Genomic DNA, 20,694 nt, shown 5'->3' with positions numbered 1-20,694 from the left:
GATCGTCAGGGCGCCTACAGTCGGGTTCACGCCCTAGCCCACGCGCTTCCATGTCGGCGCGAGGCCCTCGCGCATGGCGAGCCGCCGCAGCGGACCGAACGAGCCGATCAGGTGCAGCCCCAACGCGCGCAGCGACTGCACGGGGAGGAAATCGCTGAGCAGCGAGCGGTTGGCGAGGTCGATGGCAAACATCCGGCTGGCAACATCGGAACGGCGGGCGGATTGATAGCGCGCCAGCACTTGCGGCGCGCCCGGATCCTCGCCGATCGAGATCGCGTGGCCTGCGATATCGGCGATGTCGGCGGCATCGCGCAATCCCATGTTGAGACCCTGTGCGCCGATCGGCGGCAACACGTGGGCGGACTCGCCGACCAGCGCCACGCGATGGTTGGCGAACTGCTTTGGACTTTCGATCGAGAGCGGAAACAGATTGCGTCCAGGCTCGATCCGGACGCTGCCGAGAATGAAGTGCGATTGCTTTTCCGCGGCGTCGGACAGTTCGTCGTCGCCGAGCGCCTTCAGCCGCTCAGCTTCCCTTGCGGCGGAAACCCACACCACGCTGCTGCGGTTGCCGGGCAGGGGCACGAACACGCACGGCCCGTGCGGGGTATGAAACTCGGTGGAGATATTCTTGTGCGGCCTTGAATGGCTGATGTTGAAGGTCAATGCCGACTGGTGCAGGTCGCGGCGCTTGACGTCGATGCCGGCGGCCTCGCGCGACAGGGACTGCCGCCCGTCGGCGCCGATCACCAGCCGCGCCGACAGCGAGCCGCCCGCACGGGTATGGATGGCAGCCATCGCATCCTGCGGATCGACCGCTGCGGCCTCATCGTCAAATCGCGTCAGGCCGGACAGTTCGGCGGCGCGCTCTTCCAGGGCAGCCATCAGCGTCCGGTTGTCGATATTGTAGCCGAATTGGTCGAGGCCGATTTCCTGCGACGAAAACCGCACTTCCGGCGCCCGGATCAGGCGGCCGGTGTCGTCGACGAGCCGCATGGTCCGCAAGGCTGCGGCCTGATCCCGGCAGCGGCGCCAGACATCCAGACGTTCGAGCAGATCGGTGGAGGCGCCCAGCAGCGCTGTGGTGCGGTTGTCGGCATAGGGTGCGCGGCGGGCGAGCAAGGCGGTCCTGGCACCGGTCTCAGCCAGCGCGATGGCGGCGGTCAGTCCCGCCGGTCCGCCGCCGATCACAACGGCGTCATAAATTGGCGATGCATCGTTCATATTGGAACAATTGACATTCGCGGCGGCATTTTCAAGTCATTGACCTTCTTAAATGCTTCCGCCGCTTCGCGCGGCGGAAGGCCGCAAGCGCCGATATGCAAAACGGGGCGATTCCTGTAAGCACTGCCGGAGCAATGGACCAGACACAAGAACCAAAAGCACCTCCCGCGACGACGCGGATGCGGACGGCCGCATTCGGCGTCCACGTCTTCACGGCGCTTGGAGCGGGCATCGGCCTGATTGCGATGCTGGAAGCCGTACGCGAGCACTGGGCCGCCATGTTCGGCTGGCTTGGCGTCGCGCTCATCATCGACGCCATCGACGGTCCGCTCGCGCGCAAATTCGACGTGGTGCGGCTGCAGCCGAACTGGTCCGGGGAGGTGCTCGACCTCGTTGTCGATTTCGTCACTTACGTGTTCGTTCCGGCCTACGCCATCACCGCGAGCGGCTTGCTGTTGCCGCTGGCGGCGCCGCTGCTCGGCATCGGCATCATGACCTCCAGCGCGCTCTATTTTGCCGACCGCCGCATGAAGGCGGCCGACAACCATTTCCGCGGCTTTCCGGCGGTGTGGAACGTCGCGGCGTTCTATCTGTTTCTGCTGCATCCATCGCCGGTGCTTGCCACTCTTGGCGTAGCGGTCCTGATCGCGCTGACCTTCGCGCCGTTCCACGTGCTGCATCCGATCCGCGTCGTGCGCCTGCGCTGGCTGACCTTGTGGTTGCTGGCCGCATGGGCCGTGCTTGCGGCCTACACCCTTGCCTGCGACTTCGCCGTGGGCATTCCCATCACGGTCGGCCTCTGCGCAATCGCCATCTACGTCGCCGGCAGCGATGCCGTGATCCGCAAACTGAAATCGTTCAAGGCATGATGGAATTACTGACCAGCCCGGAAGCGTGGGTGGCGTTGCTGACGTTGACCACGCTCGAAATCGTCCTCGGAATCGACAACGTCATCTTCCTGTCGGTGATCGTCTCGAGGCTTCCGCCGGAGCAGGCCAATCGCGCGCGCCAGATCGGCTTGCTGCTGGCGCTGGTGTTCCGCATCATGTTGCTCAGCGTGCTGGTGTGGCTGATCGGCCTGACGGAACCTGTGCTGACCGTGAAAAGCGTGACGCTGTCCTGGCGCGACATCATCCTGATCGGCGGCGGCATGTTCCTGATCGCGAAGGCGACGCATGAAATTCACGCCGAAGTGGAGGCGCGCGAGGCCGAGCCCGAGGCCAAGCCGAACGCGAGCGTATTTTTCTGGGTGATCATGCAGATCATCGTCGTCGACATGGTGTTCTCGCTGGATTCGATCATCACCGCGATCGGCATGGCCGAGGATATCGAGATCATGGTCGCCGCCGTCGTGATCGCCTGCTTCATCATGTACGTCTCGTCGGGCCCGGTTTCGAAGTTCGTGGCCGATCACCCGACCACCAAGATGCTGGCGCTGGCGTTCCTGGTGCTGATCGGCGTGGCGCTGGTGGCGGACGGATTCAAATTCCACATCCCGCGCGGCTACATCTATTTCGCCATCGTGTTCGCGGTCGCGGTCGAATTGTTCAACGTGCTGGCCCGGCGCAATCGCAAAAAAGTCGTCAAACAACGGGTTTAGGCCCCCGCGAGTTGACATTACGGCCTTGATGGCTTTCGCTCCGCCACGAGCCGGGGCGCTTGAAGCCGATACCGAGGGAGAAAAGGTGATGGTCAAGGCCGTGCGCGTGCACAAGGTAGGGGGTCCGGAAGCCCTGGTGTATGAGAGCGTCGACGTGCCGGCGCCGGGACCGGGCGAGGTCCGCATGCGCCAGCACGCCGTCGGCCTGAACTTCATCGACGTGTATTTCCGCACCGGTCTCTACAAGGCGGCGGGGCTGCCATTCATCCCCGGCAATGAGGCCGCGGGCGAAGTGGTAGCGGTCGGTCCTGGTGTCACCAACTTCCATCCCGGCGACCGCGTCGCCTATTATTTCAATCTCGGCGGCTACGCCTCTGAACGCGTGATCCCGGCGGACAAGCTGGTCAAGCTGCCGGACCACATCACCTACGAGCAGGGCGCGGTGCTGATGCTCAAGGGCCTGACGGTCTGGTACCTCCTGCACAAGACCTTCAAGGTCGAGCCCGGCCATCGCGTGCTGATCCACGCGGCCGCCGGCGGCATCGGCCTGTTGGCCTGCCAATGGGCGAAGGCGCTCGGTGCGCATGTGATCGGCACCGTCGGCACCAAGGCGAAAGCCGACCTCGCGCTTGCCAATGGCTGCGACCACGTCATCCTCTACAACGAGGAGGACTTTGTCGCACGGGTCAAGCAGATCAGCCGCAACGGACTGTGCGACGTCGTCTATGACGGCGTCGGCAAGACCACATTTCCGGGCTCGCTGTCGTGCCTGCGACCGCGCGGCCTGTTCGTCAGCTTCGGCAATGCGTCGGGCCCGGTGCCTCCGTTCGCGCTCGCCGAGCTCAACAACCACGGTTCGCTGTTTGCGACGCGACCAAAACTCAACGATTACGTCAGCACCCGCCGCGACCTGCTGGAGGGCGCCGACACGTTGTTCGCCGCCGTCATCAACGGCAAACTGCACGTTCCGATCAACCACGCTTATGCGCTGAAGGACGTGGCGAAGGCGCACACCGACCTGGAGGGCAGGGCGACGACGGGTGCGATTATTTTGCGGCCGTGATAGGTGTCGTCCCGGCCTTGAGCTCAGATGTGCAATTGCACATCGGGGGACCCATACCGCGTGATCTATCGATAGAAAAAAGCCGGCAGAGACTGCCTGCACTTACTACGGCTGCGGCGTATGGGTCCCGGCTCAAGGCCGGGACGACGATAGCTACGCCACCATCCGCGCCGCTCCCATCTGGGTCAGCACCGTATCCAGGCAATCGATCATCATCGAGATTTCCTCGCGCGTGACGTTGAGCGCCGGCATGAACCGCAGCGCGTCCGGCTGCGGCGAGTTGAGCAGCACGCCATCCGCAAATGCCTGCGCGACGATCGCGGCGCCGATCGGCAGTTTGAGGTCGAGCGCCAGCAGCAGTCCCCGGCCGCGCACGTTGCCGAGACCGTGGCGCGCCGACAGTTTCTGCAATTCGCTTTCCAGAAACAGACCAGTGTCCGCCACCGACTTTAGGAAGCCCGGCGTTGCGACGTGTTCAAGCACCGCAAGGCCGGCGGCGCACATCAGGGGGTTGCCGTTGAAGGTGCCGCCCTGGTCGCCATGCTCGAAACAGGATGCATATTCGGTCGCCAGCAATGCAGCGAGCGGCACACCGCCGCCGATGCCCTTGCCGAGCGTCATGATGTCAGGCTCGATCCCGGCATGCTCGTAGTGGAACAGTTTTCCTGACCGGCCCATGCCAGTCTGGATCTCGTCGACGATCAGCAGCAGCCCGCGCTCCTGGGTCAGCGCCCGCAACTCCCTGAGGAATTGATCGGTCGCCGGCCAGACGCCGGCTTCGCCCTGGATCGGCTCCAGCATGACGGCAACGGTCCTGCCCGAGATCAGCCGCTTGACGGAATCGAGATCGTTGAGCTGCGCCTTGGGAAATCCGGCGACCTTGGGCTCGAACAGCGGCTCGAACGCCTTCTTGCCCGACGCCGACATGGTGGCGAGCGTGCGGCCGTGGAAGCCGCCGGCAAAGGTGATGATCTCATGCGCACCGCCCTTGTACAGCGTGCCAAATTTACGCGCGAGCTTGATGGCGCCCTCGTTGGCTTCCGCCCCCGAATTGGCAAAGAACACCTGGTCGAAGCAGCTGCTGGCGACCAGCGCATTGGCGAGCTTGAGGCTGGGCTCGTTGAAGAACGCTGGGCTCGGCGTCAGCAGCAGTCTTGCCTGCGCGGCAATCGCGTCGGCGATGATGGCCGGCGAATGGCCGAGGCAATTGACCGCCCAGCCTTGCATGAAATCGAGATAGCGCTTGCCGCTGTCGTCCCACAGATAGGCGCCTTCGCCCTTGACGAAGACGGTGGACGGCCGTGCGGTGATGTTCATCAGGGCATCGAACGGTTGGGCAGCGTTGGTCATGTCGAACTCCTCGTTGGGTTTTGGGGAAAGGGCAGGCCGAAACGCAAGAAAGCCGCACTTTTCGGGTGCGGCCTTCTCGAAAACGTTGCTGAACTTAGTTGATCAGCGGTGTCGTCGGACATGGCGCAGCCCATCAGCGTCGCAAGAGCGACGACGGAAAGCTGCGCGGCGGTTGGTCCGGTTCAATGTCATGGCGCAGCCCCATACAGCCGAATGGCCGGCCGTGTCAAGCGGGGAGGGGCATCATCATTCGATCCCATAGCTGCGGAATTCATCTGAAATATCGGCATTGATCGCCCTGGCAGCGGCCATGTCGATCTCTGCACCGGCCTCATCGCCCTTTTTCCGCTTGGCGATGCCGCGGCCGTACAGTGAGTTCGCCAGCCTCGGATTGACGTCGAGCGCAACGGTGAAACCCTCGATCGCCGCATCGAGTTGGCCAAGCTTGAGATGGCAGAAGGCGCGGCTGTCGAGCGTATGCGCATCGCCGGGCCTGTGCTTGAGCGACTCTTCGCAGTCCGCAAGCCCTTCCTGCGGCCGGCCGACAATGGCCCGTGTCAGGCAGCGCGCATTGAGCGCGGAGGCGTATCTCGAATTCCACTTGAGCGCCTGGTCGTAGTCGGACAGGGCCCGCGAGTAATCGCGACGGTCGAAATGAACGTTGCCGCGGGCATAGGCGTCGCGATATTCGCTCGGCGCCAGCCGCAGCGATTGATCGAAATCAGCCAGCGCGCGTTCGATGTCGCCCTTGTCCCTGAACAGACGCGCCCGGTTGCCGTAGGCGGCGGCGTAGTTGGGATCGAGCCGGATCGAGGTGTTCAGGTCGGCTAGCGCGCGGGCTTCGTCGCCGCTCTTGCGATAGAAGGTGCCGCGGTTGAAATAGGCGAGCGCGAATTTCGGGTCGAGCTTGATCGCGTGATCATAGTCGGCCATCGCGCGGTCGTTCTGGTTGATGTCGCCATGGGAGTTGCCGCGATTATTGTAGTACCAGGCGTCGTCCGATTTTATCCGGATCGCCAGATCATAGTTGGCGATCGCCTTTTCGGGCTCTCCCTTGTCGCTATAGGTAATCCCACGGTTGAACCACGCGAATGAATCGAGCGGATTGAGTGTGACGGCGCGGTCGAGATCGGCAATGGCCTTGACGACCTCGCCCTTGCGGCGCCAGGCTTCGCCACGGTTGGTGTAGGCGCCGCCGAGCTTCGGATTGCGCCGGATCAGTTCGCTGAAATCGGCGATGGCGCGGTCGATGTCGTTCTTGGCAAGGTAGTTGGCGCCACGATTGAGGTAGGCACCAGCAAGGTCCTTTGGCTTCGTACCCTTCGCCGCGATCACGCCGGTGCAGCCGGCGATGATCTGGTCAGGAGTGCCCTTACCACCGTTGAAGCACGAGGCTCGGGCCTTCGCCGCGGGAGACGATGGCTTCGCGAAAGCCGGCATAGCCGTGAGCAAGGCCGCCAGACACACCATGGCCTTTACGGCGCCAAAGCCAATCTCTGTCTTGTTAAAGCTCGCCATCATCGATCTCGCGCTGCCAATCCGAAAATTGTCTCCCTTTGTGACTGGAAGGTCCGGCTTGGTTCACATTCCAGGCTTCGCAATTGAACCGGCTCTATGATGCAGCCGACCAAGGCACGCCCATCAACCGCGCGAGGTCATCCCAGTGTCCGACGACTATTCCTATCCCATCGACATCGACAGCATCCGCCGGGCATTTCCGCCCGGCATCGAGGTCCCGCAATTGCTGATTGATTTCGCGGGCTGGCTCAAGGGGCGTGATTGGGGCATTGTCGGCTGCTACGAACTTGTCGGGGACTTTTCCGATAATGCGCCGATCGTCGACGGCAGCCCGCTGCGCGACCAGTTCGCGCTGTTTGCGCGGTTGCCGGAAGGCTCGGTCGTCGGCGCCTGGTACGGGGCCGGCACCAGCGCTGCGAATGCGCCGATCGTGGTGCTGGGCTCCGAAGGCCAATACCCCGCACGAAGATGCCGAGGATGAGACGGACGAACTCGCCGATTGGTTGGCCAAGCGTCTGCGCGTCAAGAACCTCCGGAGTTTGACGGAGCCGCCGACCGGGCTGCCGGACTTCGGCCAATGGCTGGAGAAATGGTGCAGGGATCGCGAGGCGTTTTGGGAAACGCATCCGGCGATGACGAAGCTAGCGGATCAGCTGGTTGCGCGCCGGCCACCTGGCAAGACGCCGTGGGATCGCACGATTTTCGAGGTCACGATGGCGGGCCAGCAATATCAGGTGCGCGTGCTGGATCGCGGCCGCCAGCCGATCGAAGAAGCCATCGCGATTGAACCGTTGCTGCGCGGTCTGCGCGACGGCATGTGGCGGGCGAAACCGGATCTCGGCCTTTGGTATTCGATGTCGTTTTCGATGGGGGCCGATGGCCGCATCCTGCCGCGGTTCGACTATGAGACGCGTCCGGCGATCAATGACGTTCCCGTCGCAATTGCCGAGGCGCGAGCCGACCTTGTCCGCGCACCCCGGCCCGAACGATGGGTGCCGGCCTGGCTGTCGACTTGAGCAGAAGGGTCAGAACCCCGCGACACTGCCGTGCAGATCGTATTGATCCGCACGCTCGATCTTGGCGGTGACGATTTCGCCGACTCGCAACGGCCGTCGGCTGGAAACATAAACCGCGCCGTCGATTTCGGGCGCGTCGGCCTTGGAGCGGCCTTTCGAGACGGTCGGGCCGACTTCGTCGATGATGATCTGTTGCCGCGTGCCGACCTTGCGCTTCAGCCGCCGCGCCGAAATCTTTTGCTGCCGCGCCATCAGCGCGTTCCAGCGCTCCTGCTTGATCTCGTCAGGCACGGGACTGCCGATCGCATTCGAGCTCGCGCCGGCGACCGGTTCATATTTGAAACAGCCGAGGCGATCGATCTCGGCTTCCTCGAGCCAGTCGAGCAAATAGGCAAAGTCGGAGTCGGTCTCGCCGGGGAAGCCGACGATGAAGGTCGAGCGCAGCGTCAGGTCCGGACATTGCTCGCGCCATTTCTTAATCCGCGCCAGCGTCTTTTCCTGCGCCGCCGGGCGCTTCATCGCCTTGAGCACGTCCGGGCTCGCATGCTGGAAGGGAATGTCGAGGTAGGGCAAAACTTTGCCCTCGGTCATCAGGCCGATGACTTCGTCGACATGCGGGTAGGGGTAGACATACTGCAGCCGTACCCAGGCGCCGAGTTCGCCGAGTTCTTTTGCGAGATCGAAGAATTTGGCGCGGACCTGGCGGTCCTGCCACGGGCTCTCGGCATATTTGATGTCGACGCCGTAGGCCGACGTGTCCTGCGAGATCACAAGCAGTTCCTTGACGCCGGCAGCGACCAGTTTTTCTGCCTCGCGCAGCACGTCACCCGCCGGGCGCGACACCAGGTCGCCGCGCAGCTTCGGGATGATGCAGAAACTACAGCGATTGTTGCAGCCTTCGGAAATCTTCAGGTAGGCGTAGTGCCGCGGCGTCAGCTTGACGCCCTGTGGCGGCACCAGGTCGAGATGCGGATTATGGACCGGCGGCAGCGCCCGGTGCACCGCATCCAGCACGCTCTCATATTGCTGCGGACCCGTGATCGAGAGCACGCCCGGATAGGCGGCCTCGATCTGCTCGGGTTCCGCACCCATGCAGCCGGTGACGATGACCTTGCCGTTCTCCGCCATCGCCTCGCCGATGGCGCCGAGCGATTCCTGCTTGGCGCTGTCCAGGAACCCGCAGGTATTAACGATAACGATGTCGGCGCCGTCATGCTTGCGCGCCAGTTCATAGCCTTCGGCCCGCAGCCGCGTGATAATGCGCTCGGAATCCACCAGCGCCTTGGGGCATCCCAATGAAACAAAGCTGATCTTGGGCGCTGCGGCCTGTTGCATATCTTATCTGCCTGATTGATCAGCACGAGCTAGTCCCAATTGCCCACAATTACAAGGCTTTGCGCGGGACCATGACGTGCTATGGATGGGCCCGCCGGGTTAAGAGTTGATCGATGAGCGCTGAGTCGTCACCGAAAATCGTCATTGTCGACGAAAGCCCGATCCGCGCGGCCATTCTCGAAGAGGGGCTGCGGGAGGCGGGCTTTACCCGCGTGGTCCATATCAGCGAAATGCAGAGCCTGCTGGCGCGGATCTATTCGGAAGACCCGGATGTCATCCTGATCGACCTGGAAAACCCCAGCCGCGACGTGCTGGAGGCGATGTTCCAGGTCAGCCGCGCCGTGCGCCGCCCGATCGCGATGTTCGTCGACCAGAGCGACGCCGCCTCGATCCAGGCTTCCGTCGATGCCGGCGTCTCTGCCTATATCGTCGACGGCCTGAAGAAGGAGCGGATCAAGCCGATCCTCGACCTCTGCATCTCGCGCTTCAATGCCTTTTCCAAGCTGCAGGACGAGCTCGACCGAACCAAATCCGCGCTGGAGGAACGCAAGGTCATCGACCGCGCCAAGGGGATCCTGATGAAGGTAAAGGGCCTCACGGAAGACGAGGCCTACGTGCTGATGCGGTCGACCGCGATGCGCGAAAAGAAGAAAATCGGCGAGATCGCGCAGTCGATCCTGACCGCGTCGGAGCTGCTGAAATGACGACACCGCTGCATATCGGCTTCATCCCGCTGGTTGACGCCTCTGCGCTGATCATTGCCGTCGACAAGGGCTTTGCTGCCGCCGAAGGGCTCGATGTCACGCTGACGCGGGAAGTGTCGTGGTCCAACGTCCGCGACAAGCTCAATATCGGCCATTTCGACGCGGCGCATCTGCTGGCGCCGGTTGCGATCGCCTCGAGTCTCGGCCTCGGCCACGTCAAGGTGCCGATCGTGGCGCCGTTCAATCTCGGGCTCAACGGCAATGCGATTACAATCTCGCCGGGGCTGCATGCGGCGATCATGGGCGAAATCGACGGCGATCCGCGCAATCCGCTGGTGACGGCGCAGGCGCTGGCCCGGGTGGTCGCCGCACGGCGCAAGGCCGGCGCGGAGCCGCTGACGTTCGGCATGACGTTTCCGTTCTCGACCCATAACTACCAGCTTCGGTTCTGGATGGCGGCGGGTGGGGTCGATCCCGACGAGGATGTCCACCTGGTGGTGCTGCCGCCGCCCTACATGGTGGACAGCCTGGCCAACGGCCATGTCGATGCGTTCTGTGTCGGCGCGCCCTGGAATTCGGTGGCCGTCGATCTCGGCGTCGGTCACATCCTGCATTTCGTCTCCGACATCCTGGTGCGTGCCGCGGAAAAGGTGCTCGCGGTCAGGCAAAGCTGGTCAGACAAGAATCCGGAAGTCCTGGCGGCCCTGATCCGGGCCGCCTCGCGAGCCGCGCAATTCATCGAGCAGCCGGACAATCGCAGCGAGGCTGCGCATATTCTCGCGAGGCCGGAATATATCGGCGTCAATGCCGAAGTGATCCTGCGGACGCTGGATGGCCGGTTGAAGATTTCCCCCGACGGCAAGATCCGCGAAAGCAGCCGTTATCTGCTGGTCGGACGCGAGGGCGCCGCGCGGCCCGATCCCGCACAGGCCGCCTGGCTCTATGCCCAGATGGTGCGCTGGGGACAGACGGCGATGCGGCCGGACGCGCTCAAGACCGCCATGGGGGTGTTCAGGCCGGATCTCTATGACGCGACCTTGGGACATTCCTTGGGACAGCCGGGCAAGTCCGGCAGCGGTTCGGATGCGGTCGGCGCCTTTGCAGGTCCCGCCTTCACGCCCGACGATATCGCCGGGCATCTCGCGGCGTTCGAGATCGGCCGCTGGAAGCCGTGACAGCCTGACTCGGATGAAGCAAAATTAGGCACTGGTACTGATGCCTAATTGTTAGGCCAAATGCCTCCAAGTACCTGTGAAGCTAGCTTCAGAGTTTCATCGACCAATTCCCAACGCTTTGATATTTCTTACAATTTTGACCAAATCGGTTTGGCACGCAACTTGTATGTTGCAGTGCAGCCAAGCCGACGCGGATGTCGGTTGGCCCAAGTCCAAGATGGATTTCCGCAGCAACGAAGCTGGTCGGACCGAACAGGAGCAAAAGCCCGGCACCGCGGCTGCGCCGAGTTCCAAACGGTCAAACCCATTCGTTGACGCCACCGATCGTGGCCGCAGGAGCTTCGTCACGCGCTATGAAAATGGAAACGCTCACAGTCGACTTTACCGACGAGCAGAAGCGCTACCTCGAGGGCTTCACCACCGGCCTGCAGATCAGCCGGGTCGGGCGCGGGCTCGGCGGCGGTTCGGGCAAGGCAAATGCCGAGCCGAGCGGACCTGAGGCGGCGCACATCAAGGCGCAGGACAGGGTTACCGCCGCCGGCAAGAAGCTCGTCGAGCAGGAAAAGTGGAAGCGCGAGGAGCATCCGTTCGATGTCTATCCGCGGCTGAAGCAACAGGCGCTGGTCGATGCTAGGCCGTCGCCGGCGGACAATTTCCGCTGGCGCTATTACGGCCTGTTTTATGTAGGACCGGCGCAGGACTCTTACATGTGCCGGCTGCGGATCCCGAACGGCATCATGAAGCACTGGCAGTTCGCCGGCATGGCTGACCTCGCCGAACAGCTGTGCGGCCCGTTCTGCCACGTCACCACGCGGGCGAATTTGCAGGTTCGCGAAATTCCGCCGAAGAACGCCGTGGCACTCATCGAAGGCATTCAGGACCTCGGCCTGTGCTCGCGCGGCTCCGGCGCCGACAACATCCGCAACGTCACGGGGACGCCGACGGCGGGGATCGATCCGCAGGAAATTCTCGACACCCGCGAATACGCCCGCGAGTGGCACTATCACGTCCTCAACGACCGCTCGCTGACGGGACTGCCGCGCAAGTTCAACGTCGCCTTCGACGGCGCCGGCAAGATCGCAGTGCTGGAAGACACCAACGACATCGCGTTTTCCGCCGTCGAAGTGAAAGACGGTTTTGGCGTCGAGCCCGGTGTCTGGTTCAAGCTCGGCATCGGCGGCATCACCGGCCACCGGGATTTTGCCGCCGATACCGGCATCATCGTCAAGCCATCAGATGCGACCAGGGTGTCGGATGCCATCGTCCGTGTTTTCATCGATCTCGGCGACCGCACCAACCGGCTCAAGGCGCGTTTGAAATATGTCATCGACGGCATGGGGATGGAAAAATTCCTTGTGCTGGTCGAGGAGAAACTCGGCGACGCCTTTACGCGCGTGCCGGCGGAGGCGCTGGCGCCACGGCCCAAATTCGACCGCACCGCCCATATCGGCGTGCACAAGCAGAAGCAGGTGGGCTTGAACTGGATCGGCGTCGCACTGCCGCTCGGCAAAGTGACCTGCGAGCAGATGCGCGGCCTCGCCAGGATCGCGCAGGATCTCGGCGACGGCGATATTCGCCTGACGGTCTGGCAGAACCTGCTGATTCCGGGTGTGCCCGACGACAAAGTTGCGCTGGCTACGGCCGCGATCGAGGCGATCGGGCTGGCGATCGGGACTTCTGAACTCCGCGCCGGCCTGATTGCCTGCACCGGCCGCGCGGGCTGCAAATTCGGCCTTGCCGACACCAAGCGCACGGCCGCCAGGATTGCTGATTGGTGCGAACCACGGGTGCTGATCGAGACGCCGATCAACATCCATCTCACCGGCTGCCATCATTCCTGCGCGCAGCATTACATCAGCGATATCGGCATGATCGGCGCGCGCATCCCGGTCGGCGATACCGACGACACGGTCGATGGCTTTCATGTCTTTACAGGCGGCGGCTTCGGTCCGGACGCCGATGTCGGGCAGGAGGTGTTTCGCGACGTCACGGCGGAAGACGCGCCCGCCTATGTCGAGCGCCTGCTGAAGGCCTATCTGGCGCATCGTGCTTCGCCCGATGAAACCTTCCTGACGTTTGCGCGCCGCCACGACGGCGAGACGCTGCGCAAACTGGCTGACGCTGAGGTGTCCTCATGAACCAGATCACGCCGCCGCCGAAGATCGAGATTATCCCGTCGAGCGCGCCGTTTTCCGAAGCGCAACGTTCGTGGCTGAACGGGTTCTTTGCCGGCCTGCTGTCGGATGCGCCGACGCCGTTGTCGGCCGAGCAGGGCGCCGCCGTCATGGACGGCGGCGATGTCGATGACGGCGCGCCGTGGCACGACCAGACCATGCCGATCGCGGACCGCATGAAGCTCGCGGAGGGCCGCCCGCTGCGGCGGCGGATGATGGCGGCGATGGCGCAGCAGGACTGCGGCCAGTGCGGCTACAATTGCAACGACTATTCGGACGCGATCGCCGGCAAGACCGAGGCGCGGCTCAATCTCTGCGTCCCCGGCGGCAAGGAAACCGCCCGGATGCTGAAATCGCTGTATGAGGAACTGGACAAGGCGCCGGCGGCGTCGCCATCGGCGGCTGCGGCACCCGCCGCCGCAGCGCCTGCGGTCGTCGGAGAGCCCGGCCGCTCGCGCGACAATCCCGCGCCGGCAAAATTTCTCGGGCGCTATCTGCTCAACAAAGGCAAATCGGAAAAGGAAACCTGGCACATCGACTTCGACCTGTCGGGCTGCGGCCTCGATTATGTCGTCGGCGATTCCTTCGGCATCTTCGCGCGCAACGATCTCGGCAATGTCGATCAGATCATTGCCTTGCTCGGCGCCTCGCACACCACCAAAGTCCGAGGCAAGACCTTGCGTGAGGTGTTGCTCGACGATGTCTCGCTGGCACCGGCGCCGGATTCGCTGTTCGAACTGATCTCCTACCTCACCGGCGGCGCGCAGCGCGAGAAGGCGAGGGCGCTGGCGCAGGGTGAAGATCCCGACGGTGATGCCGCGACGCTCGACGTGATGGCGGTGCTGCAGAAATTTCCCAATGTGCGGCCGCATCCCGAAGCCTTCGTCGAAGCGCTGGAAGCGCTGCAGCCGCGACTCTATTCGATCTCTTCCTCGCACAACGCGGCGCCTGGAAAACTCTCGCTGACGGTGGACTGCGTTCGCTACGTCATCAACAAGCGCAGGCGGCTCGGCCTTGCCTCGACCTTCCTCGCCGAACGGATCCAGCCCGGCGACGAGGTCAAGGTCTATGTACAGAAGGCCCACGGCTTCGCGCTGCCGGAAGATCCAAGGATTCCGATCATCATGATCGGGCCGGGCACCGGCATCGCGCCGTTCCGCGCCTTCCTGCATGATCGCCGCGCCACCGGCGCGCCCGGCAAGAACTGGTTGTTCTTCGGCCATCAGCGCAGCGATTGCGACTTCTTCTACCAGGACGAACTCAACGCGATGAAGACGTCGGGGCTTCTGACGCGGCTGTCGCTGGCGTGGTCGCGCGACGGCGACAAGAAGTTCTACGTGCAGGACCGTATGCGCGAAGTCGGCCGCGAAGTGTGGACGTGGCTGGCCGAGGGCGCCAACGTCTACATCTGCGGCGACGCCAAGCGGATGGCCAAGGATGTCGAGCGCGCGCTGGTCGATATCGTCGCCCAGTTCGGCGCAAGGTCCACCGACGAAGCTGTCTTGTTCGTTGCGGAACTCAAGAAAAAAGGCAGGTTCCAGCAGGACGTTTATTGATGAGGGTACAATCGTAGCGCCGCGGGTTCCAATTCGCTCAAATCGGCCCGAATAAAATTCTCACCGGAATTGGGACGAGAGAATTTTTCACTGGAAAGTGAGTCCACAGGAGGGGCCCTATCACTATTTTTCGCGCCCGCTTGCAAGTTGCCGCGAACGATATTCCATATGCATCCCATGCTGCGTTGGAGATCGACAATGCGCGAACTATCGGCGGAAGCCCGCCTGCACCTCTATGCACGTTCCCTGTCCCGCCGGACCGGAACCGGATTCCATACCGCCGCGCTCTACGGCTCGTTTGCGCTCATCGCGGCCATCGTGTTCAGCTCGCTCTCGGTTCACCCGTTCTAATCTTAATGTCCTACGGCCACGCCGCGTAGGACGCGCCGCGCCGCATCTGCTCCAGTCGAGAACGCCGCCGGTAGACGCCCGGCGAAACGCCCTGGCGCTTGCGAAAGAACCGGCTGAAATAACCGGGATCACGAAATCCAAGACCGTAACCGATCTGCTCGACCGGAAGATCGAGCTGCTGCAGGCGCGTGCAGGCTTCCTTGATCAGTCGCAGATGCACGACGGCGCGTGGGCTGACGCCTTTCTCGCGTTTGCAGTGGGCGTGCAGCTTGTCCTCGGTCACGCCAAGTGCGGCCGCATAACGCGCGACCTGCCAGCCATCGCGGTAATGCAATTCGACCATCTGGAGAAAATTTCCGACCAGGCGGGTGCCGTCACCTCGGTGCGCGGCTTCGTCGGGCGGTTCGCCTGAGATGACGGAGCGCCACAGATGCAGGCAAAGCAGCAGCACGTGCGATGACGTCATCGTCGCGGTGCCGCGCCCGGGAGAATGCAGTTCGCGCACCAGCGCGTCGCAGCCATGGACCACGGCATCGAAAGCTTCGCCGACCTGTCCCGCCTTCAAGAGCACCAGCCGGTCGATGGTGCGGCGGAGGTGAAGCGCCTCGGCGCTGCCAGCGACGGTCTTGGTGAGAAAATCTTCGGAGATTGCGATCAGATAACCTTGCGCGCCGGCTTCGACCTGCAGATCGCCCTCGAGATCAGCCGGCAGCCACAGCAGTGCCGGCGCCTCGAACGCCACATGGGTGCCGCGCAGCGCAACGGCGCCACGCCGCGCCTCGATCGCCAAGAGGTGGGAACGGCGAAGTCCGCGCTGACGAATGACCCATTTTGCCGGCGCAAGGCTGGCGGAAAATCGCTCCGCATGGAGGGCCGGAATCGGCTTCTCCATTAAGGCTTCCAGCCCCGAACCCAACTGCATGGCTCACTCCAACCGTGACAATCTACCGCTTGTTGCGGGCACCCTCTGACGGAAGGATACAATCAATCCCCGGGTGCGTCCAATTCTATGCTGACAACGCTCCCATAGGCTGCATCGGGTCGCACGCCGCTCCAAGGCGATGGACGCAAAAGTCTCTGGGAGGAGAACATGGGGTCATCAGTCACCCGCTTCGCAGCGGGATTACTCGCCGTCACCGGGGCGGCCCTTTTCGCAGCCGATGGGCCGGCGCTGGCACAGAGCTCGGTCAAGATCGGCTACGCGCTTTCGCGCACCGGCCCCAATGCCGGCGGCGCCGCGGTGACGACGCTGCCGAACTACGAAATGTGGGTGAAGGAAGTGAACGCCGCGGGCGGCCTGAAGCTCGGCGACAAGCGCGTGCCGATCGAGGTTGTCCAATATGACGATCGCTCCAGCGCTGAAGAAGCGGCGAGGTCGCTCGAGCGGTTGATCACCCAGGACAAGGTCGACTTCATCCTGCCGCCTTGGGGCACCGGCCTCAATCTGGCGGTCGGGCCGATCCTCAACAAGGCCGGCTATCCGCACCTCGCATCCACGGCGGTGACCGATCGCGCGCCTGAACTGGCCAAGCGCTGGCCCAATAGCTTCTGGCTGCTCGGCACCAGCGCCGGCGCCGCCAACACGCTGGTGGATCTGTTGGTCAAGCTGCGCACCGAAGGCAAGATCGGCGACACCGTCGCCATGGTCAGCGTCGCCGACGGTTTTGGCATCGACCTGTCCGGCGCCGCGCGTCCGGCGCTGGCAAAAGCCAATTTCAAGCTGGCCTATGACAAGACCTATCCGGTCGGCACCCAGGACCTCAGCCCGATCGTCAACGAGGTCAAGGCGCTCAATCCGGATGTCTTCATCGCGTTCAGCTATCCGCCGGATACGCTCGGGCTCACCGAACAGGCGCGGATCGCAAGCTTCAATCCCAAGATCTTTTACACCGGCGTCGGTACTGCTTTCCCGCTGTTCAAGCAGAAGTTCGGCGCCAATGCGCAGGGCGTGATGGGGATCGGCGGCTGGAGCGGTGACAGCGCTCCGATCAAGGATTATCTGGCGCGCCACAAGGCGTCAGCGGCGAACGGCGCCGAGCCGGATCGCTGGGCCAGTGCGGTGACCTACGCCAGTCTGCAGATGCTGCAGCAGGCGATCGAGCGCGTCGGCAAGATCGACCGTGAGGCCGTCATCAAGGATCTGCAGACCGGGACCTTCGACACCATCATCGGCAAGGTCAAGTTCGAGAACAACCTGCCGACCAAATATTGGTGGGTCGGGCAGTGGCAGGACGGCGAATTCTACGGCGTCGCACCGGCCACCAATGAGGGCGCGCGTACGCCCGTTATTCCGAAGCCGGCATGGAAGGCGCCGTGATCGGCGATTGGTCCAGACGGCACTGAGCAATGACGAACGCCATCTTCACCGGCCTGATGCTCGGTGGCATGTACGCGCTGATCGCCATGGGGCTGACGCTCCAATATGGCGTGGCGCGGATCATGAACCTGTCCTACGGCGAGTTTCTCGTCGCGGCAGCCTTTTCCTCCTACTGGCTGTTCACGGGATGGGCATTGAACCCGTTGCTTGGACTGGCGCTTGTCATTCCCGCCGGCTTCGGCGTGAGCCTGTTGCTGTACCGCGTCCTGCTCACGCCACTGGTGCGCCGGGCAAGGACGCGGGGCGCACTCGAAGTCGACAGCATCCTGGCGACCTTCGGCATGATGTTCATCGTGCAGGGCATCATGCTGTCGATGTTCGGCGGCGCGTACTTCAGCTACTCCTTCCTGGCGATCCCGGTCAGCCTGTTCGGTGAAATCCTCGCATTGAACCGGCTGATCGCGTTCGGTCTCGCGGTTGCCGTCGGGCTTGCACTGTATCTGGCGCTGACGCGCACCCGGCTTGGCACATCCATCCGCGCGGTTGCGGTCGATCCGATGGCCGCGCAGCTGGTCGCGATCGATGTGGTCAGGACTTCCGCGTTTGCCTTCGCGCTTGGCGGGGCGCTGGTGGCGGCGGCCGGCGTCCTGATCAGCATGTTCCTGACATTCAGCGCGTCATCGGGCGTGATCTTCACCATGAAGGCGCTGATCGTGGTTGTCATGGGCGGTGTCGGCAATCTGCTCGGCTGTCTCGTCGCCGGGCTGGCGCTGGGCTTGAGTGAATCGCTGGTCGCGACCTTCGTCGATCCGGGCCTGACACTGGCGGTGAATTTCGCGCTGTTCCTGGGCGTGCTGCTGGTCAAGCCCGCCGGCCTGTTCGGGAGGGCACAGCGATGAGCGCAATGCGCCTTGCCGCCGCGCTCGCGGCCTGTGCTGGTCTTGCCGTGCTGGCGCTGCTGCCGACGTACGTCGATGCCTATTACCTCGCACTCGCGATCGGGCTTTTGCAATTCACCGTGCTGGCGACCGCATGGGGCCTGTTCTCCGGACCGACACGTTATGTCTCGCTGGCGACGACAGCGTTTTTCGGGGTCGGGGCCTATACGGTGGCGGTGCTCGGCGAGCTGCTGCACTGGCCACTGGTGCTGCTGATCGCGACCGCGATCGGCGCCGTGATGGCCGTTGTCGTGGGCCTTTCGACGCTGCGGCTCAGCGGCCTGCATTTCGTGATCTTCACGTTCGGGCTGGCCGAACTCATTCGCCAGCTCGTGATCTGGTTCGAAGTCAACAAGTCCCGCGTGCTCGGCCGTTACGTGTTCGTCGACATCACCCAGAAGGACATCTACTGGCAGCTTCTCGTGCTGGCGGTCGCGGTGTTCGTGATCGGCTGGCTGATCGCGCGCTCGCGGCTCGGTTTTGCGCTGCGCATCATCGGCGAGGACGAAACCGTCGCCAAGCATTGCGGGATCAACGTCACCGTCGCCAAGGTGACGCTGTTCACGATCAGCGCCGTGTTCATGACGCTGGTCGGCGCGATCATGGCGCCGCGCTGGACCTACATCGAGCCGTCGATCGCCTTCAACGCCACGATTTCCTTCGAAGTCGTAATCATGGCGCTGCTGGGCGGCGCGCACCGGCTGTGGGGGCCGGCGCTCGGCGCCATTCCATTGACGTTGCTGTTCGAGTTCCTGGCGGCGCGGTTTCCGACCGCCTCGACGCTGATCATGGGAGTCATCTTCCTGTTGATCGTGTACGCGCTGCCCGCCGGCGTCGTCGGCCTGTGGGACAATTTCCGGCGGCAGTGGCGGCCACAGCGCGTTGAGCAAGGGGCCAAGGCATGACGGCCGCAGGCTCAACCGTTCTCGACATCAAAGGCTTGGTCCGGGCGTTCGGCGGCCTTGTTGCGGTCAATGGGCTGGATATGACGGTTGGGTCCGGCGAGATCGTTGGGCTGCTGGGGCCAAACGGATCAGGAAAGACCACCGCGCTCAATCTCGTCTCGGGCGTGCTGCGTCCGGATTCCGGCGCGATCCACTTCGCCGGGCACGACATTGCGGGGATGGCGACGCATCGCATTGCGCGCCTGGGGTTAGGGCGAACCTTCCAGCTGGTGCGCGTGCTCGACGGCATGAACTGTGCCGAGAATGTCAGGGCGGGTCTCGCTTTTCATCCGGCACGCTTCGCACGCGGCGAAATGGACGCTGCCGCCATCCGGTTGCTGGAGCGGGTCGGATTGAAAGACTCCGATCAACGCATGGCGACCGAGCTGACCTATATCGACCGCAAGCGCCTTGAGCTGGCGCGCGCGCTGGCGCTGAAGCCGCGGCTTCTGCTGCTCGACGAATGGCTGGCCGGACTCAATCCTTCCGAGCTTTTGATCGGCATCGCACTGATCCGCTCGTTGAAAGAGGAGGGTTTGTCGATCCTGCTAGTTGAACACGTCATGGACGCGATCCGCTCGCTTTGCGATCGCTGCGTGGTCATGAACAGCGGCCGGAAGATTGCCGAGGGGACGCCGGACAAGGTGCTGTCAGATCCCGCCGTCATCGAGGCCTACCTGGGAGCGCCAGCAGATGCTTGAGGTCGCGGACATCAGCGTCGCCTATGGCCAGCACCGGGCGCTGACGGATGCCGGCTTGAGCGTGGGTCGCAGCGAAATCGTCGTCATCCTCGGCGCCAATGGCGCGGGGAAGACCTCTCTGCTGAAGGCCATCGCCGGCATCGTGGCCTGCTTGCCCGGCAAGCGCGTCACGCTTTCGGGGCGCGATATCGCAGGTCTTCCGGCGCATGAGATCGTCGAGGCAGGTCTGGCGCTGGTGCCGGAAGGCCGCGGCATCTTTGCTGATCTGACGGTCGCGGAAAACCTGTTGCTCGGCGCCAATCCGAAGCGCGCCCGTGACGGGGAGGCGGCGCGGCGGGAGCGGGTGCTGGCGCTGTTTCCGCGCCTCGGCGAACGGCTCGGACAGACGGTGCGGACCATGAGCGGCGGCGAACAGCAGATGGTCGCGATCGGCCGCGCGCTGATGTCCAATCCGGACGTTCTTCTGCTGGACGAGCCCTCGCTCGGCCTGTCGCCGCTATTGGTGCGCGAATTGTTCGCAAGCCTGCGCAAGGTGCGCGAGAGCGGCGTCGGCCTGCTGCTGGTCGAACAGAACGCGCGCGAAAGCCTCGCCATCGCCGATCGCGGCTATCTCATCGAGAACGGCAAGATCACCGGCAGCGGCACGGGGACCGAGCTGATGTCCAACGATGCCGTACAGCGCGCCTATCTCGGCGGAATTGTCGCAAGCGCGGTTTGAAATTCACGAA

At 63.5% G+C, this 20,694-nt stretch carries 20 protein-coding genes; 15 read left to right on the top strand and 5 right to left on the bottom strand.

The genetic code is table 11. The annotated features are described in order from the left end of the window. Nucleotides 1-33: 33 nt before the first annotated feature. Nucleotides 34-1,224, bottom strand: coding sequence for a UbiH/UbiF family hydroxylase (locus tag JQ574_RS10865; protein WP_212383512.1), 1,191 nt, complete (start codon nucleotides 1,222-1,224; stop codon nucleotides 34-36). Between the two features lie 134 nt (nucleotides 1,225-1,358). On the opposite strand from JQ574_RS10865, the gene pcsA reads away from it, so the two are divergent. The 3 genes from pcsA to JQ574_RS10850 all read left to right on the top strand — a co-directional run bounded on the left by pcsA (nucleotide 1,359) and on the right by JQ574_RS10850 (nucleotide 3,887). Then, the gene (gene pcsA / locus JQ574_RS10860; protein ID WP_212293410.1) at nucleotides 1,359-2,093 is read left to right on the top strand and encodes a phosphatidylcholine synthase; all 735 of its coding nucleotides are present in this window, start codon (nucleotides 1,359-1,361) and stop codon (nucleotides 2,091-2,093) included. After that, nucleotides 2,090-2,824 carry a TerC family protein gene (locus JQ574_RS10855; RefSeq protein ID WP_212383510.1) on the top strand — a complete coding sequence of 245 codons (735 nt, stop codon included), beginning with the start codon at nucleotides 2,090-2,092 and terminating at the stop codon, nucleotides 2,822-2,824. Before pcsA ends, JQ574_RS10855 begins: the two co-directional genes overlap by 4 nt. 88 nt (nucleotides 2,825-2,912) lie before the next feature. Continuing rightward, nucleotides 2,913-3,887: a quinone oxidoreductase gene (locus JQ574_RS10850; RefSeq protein WP_212208636.1), complete on the top strand. Its 975-nt coding sequence runs from the start codon at nucleotides 2,913-2,915 to the stop codon at nucleotides 3,885-3,887. A gap of 153 nt (nucleotides 3,888-4,040) precedes the next feature. On the opposite strand, the gene JQ574_RS10845 is transcribed toward JQ574_RS10850, so the two are convergent. Together JQ574_RS10845 and JQ574_RS10840 are read right to left on the bottom strand one after the other, a co-directional pair. Beyond that, nucleotides 4,041-5,237: an acetylornithine transaminase gene (locus JQ574_RS10845; protein ID WP_212208637.1), complete on the bottom strand. Its 1,197-nt coding sequence runs from the start codon at nucleotides 5,235-5,237 to the stop codon at nucleotides 4,041-4,043. A 246-nt stretch (nucleotides 5,238-5,483) separates the two neighbouring features. Beyond that, nucleotides 5,484-6,758, bottom strand: coding sequence for a tetratricopeptide repeat protein (locus tag JQ574_RS10840; protein ID WP_249119248.1), 1,275 nt, complete (start codon nucleotides 6,756-6,758; stop codon nucleotides 5,484-5,486). 142 nt (nucleotides 6,759-6,900) lie between these two features. Between JQ574_RS10840 and JQ574_RS34980 the strand changes: the two genes are divergently transcribed. Together JQ574_RS34980 and JQ574_RS34975 are read left to right on the top strand one after the other, a co-directional pair. Continuing rightward, on the top strand, nucleotides 6,901-7,236 hold the full coding sequence (locus JQ574_RS34980) for a hypothetical protein (protein ID WP_249119247.1): 336 nt from the start codon (nucleotides 6,901-6,903) through the stop codon (nucleotides 7,234-7,236). 151 nt (nucleotides 7,237-7,387) lie between these two features. Beyond that, nucleotides 7,388-7,771 (top strand): hypothetical protein, encoded by a 384-nt coding sequence (locus JQ574_RS34975; RefSeq protein ID WP_249119246.1) that lies wholly within the window; start codon nucleotides 7,388-7,390, stop codon nucleotides 7,769-7,771. Nucleotides 7,772-7,780: 9 nt separating this feature from the next. Here JQ574_RS34975 and rimO read toward each other — a convergent pair whose 3' ends face one another. After that, on the bottom strand, nucleotides 7,781-9,106 hold the full coding sequence (rimO, locus tag JQ574_RS10830; protein ID WP_212383508.1) for a 30S ribosomal protein S12 methylthiotransferase RimO: 1,326 nt from the start codon (nucleotides 9,104-9,106) through the stop codon (nucleotides 7,781-7,783). A gap of 113 nt (nucleotides 9,107-9,219) precedes the next feature. On the opposite strand from rimO, the gene JQ574_RS10825 reads away from it, so the two are divergent. The 5 genes from JQ574_RS10825 (at nucleotide 9,220) to JQ574_RS10805 (ending at nucleotide 15,066) form a co-directional block, all read left to right on the top strand. Beyond that, nucleotides 9,220-9,810, top strand: a complete 591-nt coding sequence (locus JQ574_RS10825; RefSeq protein ID WP_209837170.1) for an ANTAR domain-containing response regulator — start codon at nucleotides 9,220-9,222, stop codon at nucleotides 9,808-9,810. Then, nucleotides 9,807-10,985 carry a CmpA/NrtA family ABC transporter substrate-binding protein gene (locus JQ574_RS10820; RefSeq protein ID WP_212208639.1) on the top strand — a complete coding sequence of 393 codons (1,179 nt, stop codon included), beginning with the start codon at nucleotides 9,807-9,809 and terminating at the stop codon, nucleotides 10,983-10,985. Before JQ574_RS10825 ends, JQ574_RS10820 begins: the two co-directional genes overlap by 4 nt. 353 nt (nucleotides 10,986-11,338) lie before the next feature. After that, nucleotides 11,339-13,123 carry a NirA family protein gene (locus JQ574_RS10815; RefSeq protein WP_212208640.1) on the top strand — a complete coding sequence of 595 codons (1,785 nt, stop codon included), beginning with the start codon at nucleotides 11,339-11,341 and terminating at the stop codon, nucleotides 13,121-13,123. Next, on the top strand, nucleotides 13,120-14,715 hold the full coding sequence (locus JQ574_RS10810; protein ID WP_212208641.1) for a sulfite reductase subunit alpha: 1,596 nt from the start codon (nucleotides 13,120-13,122) through the stop codon (nucleotides 14,713-14,715). The genes JQ574_RS10815 and JQ574_RS10810 overlap by 4 nt, the downstream gene beginning before the upstream one ends. A gap of 198 nt (nucleotides 14,716-14,913) precedes the next feature. Further along, nucleotides 14,914-15,066: a hypothetical protein gene (locus JQ574_RS10805; protein WP_192736006.1), complete on the top strand. Its 153-nt coding sequence runs from the start codon at nucleotides 14,914-14,916 to the stop codon at nucleotides 15,064-15,066. A gap of 10 nt (nucleotides 15,067-15,076) precedes the next feature. Here JQ574_RS10805 and JQ574_RS10800 read toward each other — a convergent pair whose 3' ends face one another. Next, on the bottom strand, nucleotides 15,077-15,988 hold the full coding sequence (locus tag JQ574_RS10800; RefSeq protein ID WP_212383506.1) for a helix-turn-helix domain-containing protein: 912 nt from the start codon (nucleotides 15,986-15,988) through the stop codon (nucleotides 15,077-15,079). Nucleotides 15,989-16,156: 168 nt separating this feature from the next. On the opposite strand from JQ574_RS10800, the gene JQ574_RS10795 reads away from it, so the two are divergent. The 5 genes from JQ574_RS10795 to JQ574_RS10775 are packed head-to-tail and all read left to right on the top strand — an operon-like array spanning nucleotide 16,157 to nucleotide 20,684. Further along, nucleotides 16,157-17,383, top strand: a complete 1,227-nt coding sequence (locus JQ574_RS10795; RefSeq protein WP_212208643.1) for an amino acid ABC transporter substrate-binding protein — start codon at nucleotides 16,157-16,159, stop codon at nucleotides 17,381-17,383. Nucleotides 17,384-17,412: 29 nt separating this feature from the next. After that, nucleotides 17,413-18,282 (top strand): branched-chain amino acid ABC transporter permease, encoded by an 870-nt coding sequence (locus JQ574_RS10790; protein WP_249119245.1) that lies wholly within the window; start codon nucleotides 17,413-17,415, stop codon nucleotides 18,280-18,282. Beyond that, nucleotides 18,279-19,226, top strand: a complete 948-nt coding sequence (locus JQ574_RS10785; protein ID WP_249119244.1) for a branched-chain amino acid ABC transporter permease — start codon at nucleotides 18,279-18,281, stop codon at nucleotides 19,224-19,226. Before JQ574_RS10790 ends, JQ574_RS10785 begins: the two co-directional genes overlap by 4 nt. After that, nucleotides 19,223-19,966, top strand: coding sequence for an ABC transporter ATP-binding protein (locus JQ574_RS10780; protein WP_212208644.1), 744 nt, complete (start codon nucleotides 19,223-19,225; stop codon nucleotides 19,964-19,966). The genes JQ574_RS10785 and JQ574_RS10780 overlap by 4 nt, the downstream gene beginning before the upstream one ends. Beyond that, complete coding sequence (locus tag JQ574_RS10775) at nucleotides 19,959-20,684, top strand: ABC transporter ATP-binding protein (protein ID WP_212208645.1); 726 nt, start codon at nucleotides 19,959-19,961, stop codon at nucleotides 20,682-20,684. Before JQ574_RS10780 ends, JQ574_RS10775 begins: the two co-directional genes overlap by 8 nt. The last annotated feature ends 10 nt before the right edge of the window (nucleotides 20,685-20,694 follow it).

The organism is Bradyrhizobium sp. AUGA SZCCT0158 (assembly GCF_018130065.1).
Classification (GTDB): Bacteria; Pseudomonadota; Alphaproteobacteria; order Rhizobiales; family Xanthobacteraceae; genus Bradyrhizobium.
The sequence above is the reverse complement of the archived record's forward strand: the minus strand, read 5'-3'. Positions and strand labels throughout refer to the sequence as shown.